Here is a 7386-nt window from a genome sequence, read left to right on the forward strand (position 1 = left end):
GGTGGAAAGGACTTCGGCTGCGCAGCAGACGAGCTCATGCCGCAGGCGTGCTACCGTTCATGGAAAACGGATCTGGGCAGAAAAGAATCTGAACCAGATTTAATCTGACAGACACCTGTATAAATAACCGGTAACTGTCAGATCAGGTCTGAGCTACTACACCTTATAGTGGATAACGTAATATCGCATTAAGATCGGCACCGGAAGGCAGAGCGTCACTGTGTACCGCTAAAATTCTTGCACCGGTAGCCATCGCTCGCTTGGAAATCTCATCAATTAAGCTGTAGGTATTCTCATCATTGCTATCACTGAACGTGACCAATCCCTGCTCATCTATGGTACCGTTTTGCGTGCAGTCGAGGTTAACTAGTAACAACTCAATGGCACCGAATGTGGCTGCTCTTGCCACATCTGAAAGATCCTGAGTGACACGGCGCTCCCCTGAACGTGTTTCAAAGCGTGATACTAACGCATTCAATTGTGCCTGATAATAGTTATCCATCAACGGTCGCACCAAAGTAACCAATTCAGAGGCACCAAGATGTTCGGCGTTCTTGAAGAGCGTTTCATCTGCTAGGTTAGATAGCGAATTGGTTGAGCGATAGATTGAGGCCAGCGATTCTGTACCGACAAGGATAAGCGGAGAGTCATGCCTGGCAAACAATGGGCGTAATGCCTGGTCAATTTTGCGCGTATATTGTGCTAGTCGTACTTTATGATGCACCGCCCCATGATGGTGGTCATTCAATGCCGCATTCCCCATCGCATCCTTCATGCGTGCGGGCATGTCTGGTACTTTCAGCTCTTCTGCTGGCGCATCAGCAAAAAACTCGATCAGGCGCGCCTGGTTTTCAGACAATGCGAGGATGTAGGCTGAATGTGGGAAGGTTAATGCTCGCAATAATGGTTTTAGATAAAAACGATCCCCGACTTCCAATCGTTGGGATAATTCATTTGCCAGTCGGTAAGTTCGGATGCAGTCTGGTGTTGCAAGCACCGCCAGACTGCGGGCATGCAGATCCCAAAATGATTCATCCTCCAGAACGGAATAAAGCTCCTCTTCCAACAACGCGACCCGGCGTTTATCCAACCCCTTGTCTGCCACCTGCAACAACGCTTCCTTGATGAAGTTACCAAGTTGAATTTTGCTGGCTTCTAATTGTCGGTGCAGTGGAGAGGTCGAAATGTAAATCGAGATACACGCATCTGAATGAATATCAGCTAGATAGGTGTATTCTTCACGACTGGGGATATCTACATAAAGCATGTGCACCTCGCAAATTGACAGTATTATTTGGCTGTATGGCTTCTTTTGGTTCGTTCCGCTAATATCGAAGGTAGAACCTTAAACACAACCCGTGCTTTAACAATAGTTGTTCTCTCGAGTTATCGGGAGTAATCAGGGCATTTTTATTTCAGTCAAGTTATCAACCTTCTCACTCATCATAAAATGCAGAATAGTTGAATCTTTGGGAAATGCATGCTTCCCTTTTATCATGCTAATCTCAATCATATTTCCGAATTTTTCTCCTTTTTGTCGGAGTTTATGCAGCTATAGATTATCGGCAGGACTAACAACGTCAACACGGTGGCAGAGCCCAAGCCGAACATGATCACCACTGCCATGCTCTGGAAGAAGGCATCGCTAAGCAGCGGGGCCAGACCGAGTACGGTGGTAAAGGCGGTCAGCAGGATAGGGCGCAAACGCGAGGTTGACGCGTCGATAATCGCTGCCAGGATCGGTTTTTCCTGCCGTTGTAAGCCTATCTCTTCCACCAATACAATGCCGTTACGGATCAGCATCCCGCTCAGGCTCAGCAAGCCAATCAGCGCCATAAAGCCAAACGGAATACCGGTTAGCAAGAAGCCTAATGTGACCCCAATCAGGGCTAACGGAATGGTCAGCCAGATCGCAACGGCGTTTTTCAGTGAGCTGAACATCAGCACGGTGATGATAAACATGATCACAAAGGCCACCGGCAGGCTGGTGAACAACCCGGCCTGGGCTTCCTTGGTGCTTTCATAATCCCCGCCCCAATTCAGTTCATAGCCGCGTGGTAGAGGGATCGCATCAATGCCTGGTTTGATGCGTTGCAGCAGTTCGGCAGAGGTTTCACCGCTCTGGGAGCTAGGATCGGCCTGAACCGTCAGGGTGCGTTTGCGATCCCGGCGCATGATCAGCGGATCTTCCCACTCGGTCGTAAAGCCGTTGACCACGTTATCGATGGGAATAAACGCCTGCCGCGCCTGGCTCCAGATCATCACGTCGTTCAGTCGCTCGGCATTCAGCCGCTCCGAGTCCGGGGTTCTTAATACGATCGGCATTAGTCTGGTGCCATCGCGGTACAAGCCCACGGTTATCCCACCAAAACTCATGCGTAGCGCACTGTCTATTTCACGTTTATCCACCCCTAATTCGCGGCCGAGATAATCCGAGAACTGCGGGCGAATGACTTTGCTACGCTGCTGCCAGTCGTGCATTACGCCGTCGGCATCAGGATCTGCGCTGGCGATGGTTTCCGCCTTGGCCGCCAGCGTGCGCAGCACGTTAGGATCCGGGCCGATAAAGCGCGCTTCGATGGAGCTGTTATTCGAAGGCCCGAACATGATGCGCTTGGCCTGGGCGTTCACCTGAGGGAAATTGTTGCGAACATAGCCCTCAATCTGGCCGATCATGCCGGGGATCTGGTTGAGCTGCTTGGCCCGCACCATGATCTGCGCGTAGTTGGAATACTGTCGCTGCGCGTTGTAGGTGAGCATAAAGCGCATCGCGCCTTGGCCGATGGTGACCATGGTATCGCTGACGCCTTCTTGCGCCTGGATATGCTGTTCGATCTCGGCGGCAATCTTTTCGGTATAGGCGATATCGGTGCCATACGGCAACCAAAGATCGACAAAGAAGATCGGTGTATTGGACGGCGGGAAGAAGCTTTGGCGCACGTTGCCAAAACCAATCACCGATGCCACCATCAACGCAGCCAGCACCGCCAGCGTAATGGTGCGCTGGCGCAGCAGTTTGCCCAACAGGTTGCGATAAACCCGGAACAGCCAACCATCATAAGGCGATTTGACCGGTTCATCGGGTTTGGGCTCGGCGATCTTCTGCTTTTCAAACGCCCATTTGGTAAACACCGGTGTCAGAGTCAAGGCGGTGAACCAGCTCAGCATCAGCGAAATCAGCAGCACCTGGAATAGCGACTTACAATATTCCCCGGTGGCATCGTTGGATAAACCGATCGGTGCAAATGCCAGAATGGCAATGACCGTCGCCCCCAGCAGTGGGAACATGGTGCGCTTGACCACGTTATTAATGGCCTGCAGGGTTTTCTCGCCCTGTTGCCGACCAACCAGCACGCCCTCGACGATCACGATGGCGTTATCCACCAACATACTTAAGGCGATCACTAATGCCCCGAGCGAAACGCGCTGTAGCTCAATATTGAACAGCTTCATGATCAACAGAGTGCCAAGCACGTTCAGCGCCAACGAGGCGGCGATCACCAACCCGCTGCGCACCCCCATGAAGATCAGCAGGGTGCCGACTACGATCAGCAGCGCCAGCAAGAAGTTCATGATAAAACCGTTAACCGCGCCTTCCACTTCGTGGGACTGATCGTAGAACACGCTGATGTCCATCCCGGCGGGACGTTCGGCTTGTAACTGGGCTAACCGGGCCTTGACCGCCTCACCCACTACAATCACGTTCACGTTCGGGGCAAAAGACACGCCGATGGAAAGCGCAGGCCGCCCGTTGGCGCGGTAGATATTATTAGGAGAATGCGTCACGCCCTGAGTGATGGTGGCGATATCACGCAGATAAACGCTGCGTGGGCTGCCCGGCTCGCTAATCAGCAGGTTGCCCAGCTCTTGCACGCTGGCAAATTCCCCGGTGGGGTGTAGCCTGATCGACTCGCTGCCTACCAGTAAATCTCCGGCGTTGGACACCACGTTCTGCCGGCTCAACAGGTCGTAAAGCCGTTGTGGGATAATATTGGCGGCGGTCATCTGGGCGCGGGAAATTTCAATCTGCACCTCTTCAGGTACCACCCCGACAATGGCCACTTTGCCTACGCCGGGCACCACCACCAGTTCACGGCGTAGCAGTTCGGCAAAATTACGCAGTTCCTGATTGGTAAAGCCATCGCCATACAGTGAGAAGAAGAAGCCGTATACATCACCAAAGTCATCATTCACTATCGGTGGACTGGCTCCGGGGGGTAAACGCATCGCCGCGTCGCCAATGCGCCGACGCAGTACATCCCAGATCTGTGGCAGTTCGGCTGCACCGTATTCGGCGCGGATATTAATGGTGATCTGCGATAAACCCACGCTGGAGATCGAGGTGACGTTATCAATATAAGGCAGCTGCTGAATGGCATTTTCCAACGGTAGGGTAACTTCTTCCTCCACCTGCTGGGCCGAAGCGCCGTCATAACGGGTGACCACCACCGCCGTCTTGATGGTAAAGGCCGGATCTTCCAGCCTGCCGATATTCAGAAACGCCAGTACGCCGCCGATGCCTAGCAGCAGGATCGCCAGCCAGATCCGGGTACCGTTGTTGATAAAGTTTTCTGTCAGTTTCATTACAGACCTCGCTCACGGACCCAGGCGCGCACTTCCTGATCGGGGCGCAATTCGCGAGTACCGGCGGCGACAATCCGTTCACCATCGGCCAGACCTGAGACGATCTGAATGCCATTGGCGGTCAGTTGCCCGGTTTCAACCTGACGAGACTCCACAAACAGTTTGCCATCACGCTCCTTGATCACCCAAACGTGGGGCTGATTGCGTGGGCTGTTATCCGGGTTAAATACCGCCTCGACGGGCACAATAACGCTGGAGGTCTGATCGGCCCCGGCCAGATTACCGAGGTTGATTTTCACGCTGCCGCTCATCCCCGAGAGCAGTGGCAGATCCTGCGGGCGTGGCATGGTCAGGGTCATTTGATAGGTCAGGGAACCTGCGGTGGTATTGGTGGTGTGTTCTTTATAGCGGGCGGTAAACTCGCGGCCAGGCAAGTTATTTAACCGAACAATAGGCTGGTACTGCGCGTTGCTCTCATCAATAACAATGAACAGGTTCTCGGGAATACTGAATACCACATCCAGTGAATCCAGCGAATTCAAGGTCGCTATCGGTTGGCCCGCCGGGATCACCTGATAGTTACGGGCTGTGAGCGTCGCGATCACACCGGTAAAGGGGGCGCGGATTTGCATATCATTCACTTCTTCCCTGGCCAGCTTCAAGGCGGCCTGGGCCGAGTCACGTGCAGCGCGGTGGACATCCAGTTCGGCACGAGGAATGACATTACGTGCGCTGAGGGTCGAGAAACGGTTGAACTGTGCCTGTGCCAGATCGAAGGTAGCCTGGCGGTCACGTAGCCGCAGCCGTGCGTCATTGCTGTTTAGCTCGGCAATCACCTGCCCCTGTTTGACCCGTTCCCCTTCACGAACCAGGAGTTGTTGCAGTTGCCCTGGGCGCTTGAAGGCCAGCTCGGTTCGGTCACCCGCGACAATCCTGGCAGGGAAGATCCGCACTCCCTGTTGGGCGCTGTTGCTAACCTCAAAGATGTTTACTGGACGGACGCTCATGGGCACTTTAGGCTCTTCTCTGTCACAGGCGGTAAGAAAAAGTGTGCAAAGCACAACGGCAACCAGTTTCATATTCACGATGCAATCTCTTCGGATCAGATGTTAAGTACTACTGCACTATCAGCAGTAAAAGGGTTAAGCCTTCTAGACAGAGTCGTGAAACGTGGGTAGTACCTGACATTGTTCCTGATTTTTAATTCTTTCAGGATCTCAAAGGGCACTCAAAGGAGTGCCCTTTGAGTGTCGACATATTAATAGTCGACCGCATCACGTGTAATTGGGCAGGTCATACAGTGGCCGCCCCCGCGGCCACGGCCCAATTCACTACCGACAATCTCAATCACTTCAACCCCTTCTTTGCGCAACTGGGTATTGGTTTTGGTATTACGATCGTAAGCCAGCACCACCCCAGGAGAGAGCGCCACCATGTTGTTACCACTATCCCACTGCTGGCGTTCGGTATCGTAGTCGTTACCTTCGGTTTCCACCACCCGCAGTTTTTTCAGGTTCAACGCCCCGGCAATGGCCTCAACAAAGGTGCCATTATCGCGGCTCAGTTTCATGCCGGTTGGGCCATCATCCGGGCGCAGTGAGAAGGTTTTGATCTGATTGACGATCGCCGGATAAAGCGTGACGACATCGCGATCGCAGAAGGTAAATACCGTATCCAGGTGCATGGCGGCGCGCAGTTTTGGCATGGCTGCAATCATTACCCGCTCAACGCCGGAATGTTTGTTGGCGAACAGCGAAGCGGCCAACTGGGTGATCGCCTGGTGCGAAGTACGTTCACTCATACCAATCAGCACCGTCTTGTTGCCGATCGGCATTACGTCACCACCCTCGAGCGTGGCGGTACCGTGGTGCACCGTTGGATCCCCCCACCAGACGTTAACGTTGGCTTCGCCAAAGTCTGGGTGGAACTTGTAGATCGCCGTCGTCAGAATGGTTTCTTCGTGACGGGCAGGCCAATACAGTGGGTTCAAGGTCACGCCGCCGTAGATCCAACAGGTGGTATCACGGGTATACAGGGTATTCGGCAGAGGTGGCAGCAGGTATTCGGTGATGCCTACCGCTTCACGGATCAGCTTCAACTCTTCATGGTCTGCATAACCTTCTTTGGCCAACTCGGTAGTGGAGAGGCCGCCAATCAGTACCTCTGCCAACGCTCGTGGTGCCAGACCATCCAGGAAACTACGAGTTTCTTTCAGGATCCCCAGCGATACTTCATTAGGCACAATCTGCTGATCCAGTATCCACTTTCTGGCTTCAGGCAGGGCCAGCGTTTCGGCCAGCAGGTTGTGCATCTCAACCACGTCCACGCCGTGTTCGCGCATCTTGGTCATAAAGTCAAAATGGTCACGTTTGGCGCGCTCAACCCACAGCACGTCATCGAACAACAGCTCATCACAGTTACTTGGCGTCAGCCGGTTATGCGCCTTCCCTGGGGCGCAGACCATGACCTTATGCAATTTCCCTACTTCTGAATGAACACCAAACTTGGACTGCGTCTTTTTCTTAGTCGTCATAATGACTTGCCTCGATCAGATTGTGATAACGCCAGTGGCAATGCTGTAGATTGCGACAATGGCGGCGACCATAACGATGATAAAAAGTCCCATTTCGGCCGGGGTGAACAGTTTCGCGTGTTGTTCACGTTTGGCCATAATGTACAGCAGCGTGCCTGGGCCATAGATGATGGCGGAGAGCAGCAGATATTTCATACCACCGGCATACAGCATCAGCAGCGCGTAGAAGGTGGCAATCAGCGCGAAAATCAGATCCTTTTTGTGATCGC

General features: G+C 53.2%; 4 protein-coding genes and 1 pseudogene. All 5 read right to left on the reverse strand.

All coding sequences use genetic code 11. From position 1 onward, the window contains the following. Window positions 1-163 precede the first annotated feature (163 nt). Complete coding sequence (locus U869_RS0127185) at window positions 164-1267, reverse strand: hypothetical protein (protein WP_025123757.1); 1104 nt, start codon at window positions 1265-1267, stop codon at window positions 164-166. A 242-nt stretch (window positions 1268-1509) separates the two neighbouring features. Then, window positions 1510-4584: an efflux RND transporter permease subunit gene (locus U869_RS0127195; RefSeq protein ID WP_025123756.1), complete on the reverse strand. Its 3075-nt coding sequence runs from the start codon at window positions 4582-4584 to the stop codon at window positions 1510-1512. Continuing rightward, on the reverse strand, window positions 4584-5669 hold the full coding sequence (locus U869_RS0127200; protein ID WP_025123755.1) for an efflux RND transporter periplasmic adaptor subunit: 1086 nt from the start codon (window positions 5667-5669) through the stop codon (window positions 4584-4586). Before U869_RS0127200 ends, U869_RS0127195 begins: the two co-directional genes overlap by 1 nt. Window positions 5670-5842: 173 nt before the next feature. Continuing rightward, window positions 5843-7117, reverse strand: coding sequence for an arginine deiminase (gene arcA, locus U869_RS0127205; RefSeq protein ID WP_025123754.1), 1275 nt, complete (start codon window positions 7115-7117; stop codon window positions 5843-5845). A gap of 15 nt (window positions 7118-7132) precedes the next feature. After that, a pseudogene (locus tag U869_RS29770) lies at window positions 7133-7386 on the reverse strand (arginine-ornithine antiporter); the annotation flags it as partial.

Origin of the sequence: Serratia sp. H1w (assembly GCF_000633355.1) — a bacterium.
GTDB lineage: Bacteria > Pseudomonadota > Gammaproteobacteria > Enterobacterales > Enterobacteriaceae > Chania.

Bases quoted from the DNA above. Each gene is read 5' to 3' on its own strand.
- arcA (WP_025123754.1), bottom strand. From the start codon at position 7,117: ATGACGACTAAGAAAAAGACGCAGTCCAAGTTTGGTGTTCATTCAGAA.
- U869_RS0127185 (WP_025123757.1), bottom strand. From the start codon at position 1,267: ATGCTTTATGTAGATATCCCCAGTCGTGAAGAATACACCTATCTAGCT.
- U869_RS0127195 (WP_025123756.1), bottom strand. From the start codon at position 4,584: ATGAAACTGACAGAAAACTTTATCAACAACGGTACCCGGATCTGGCTG.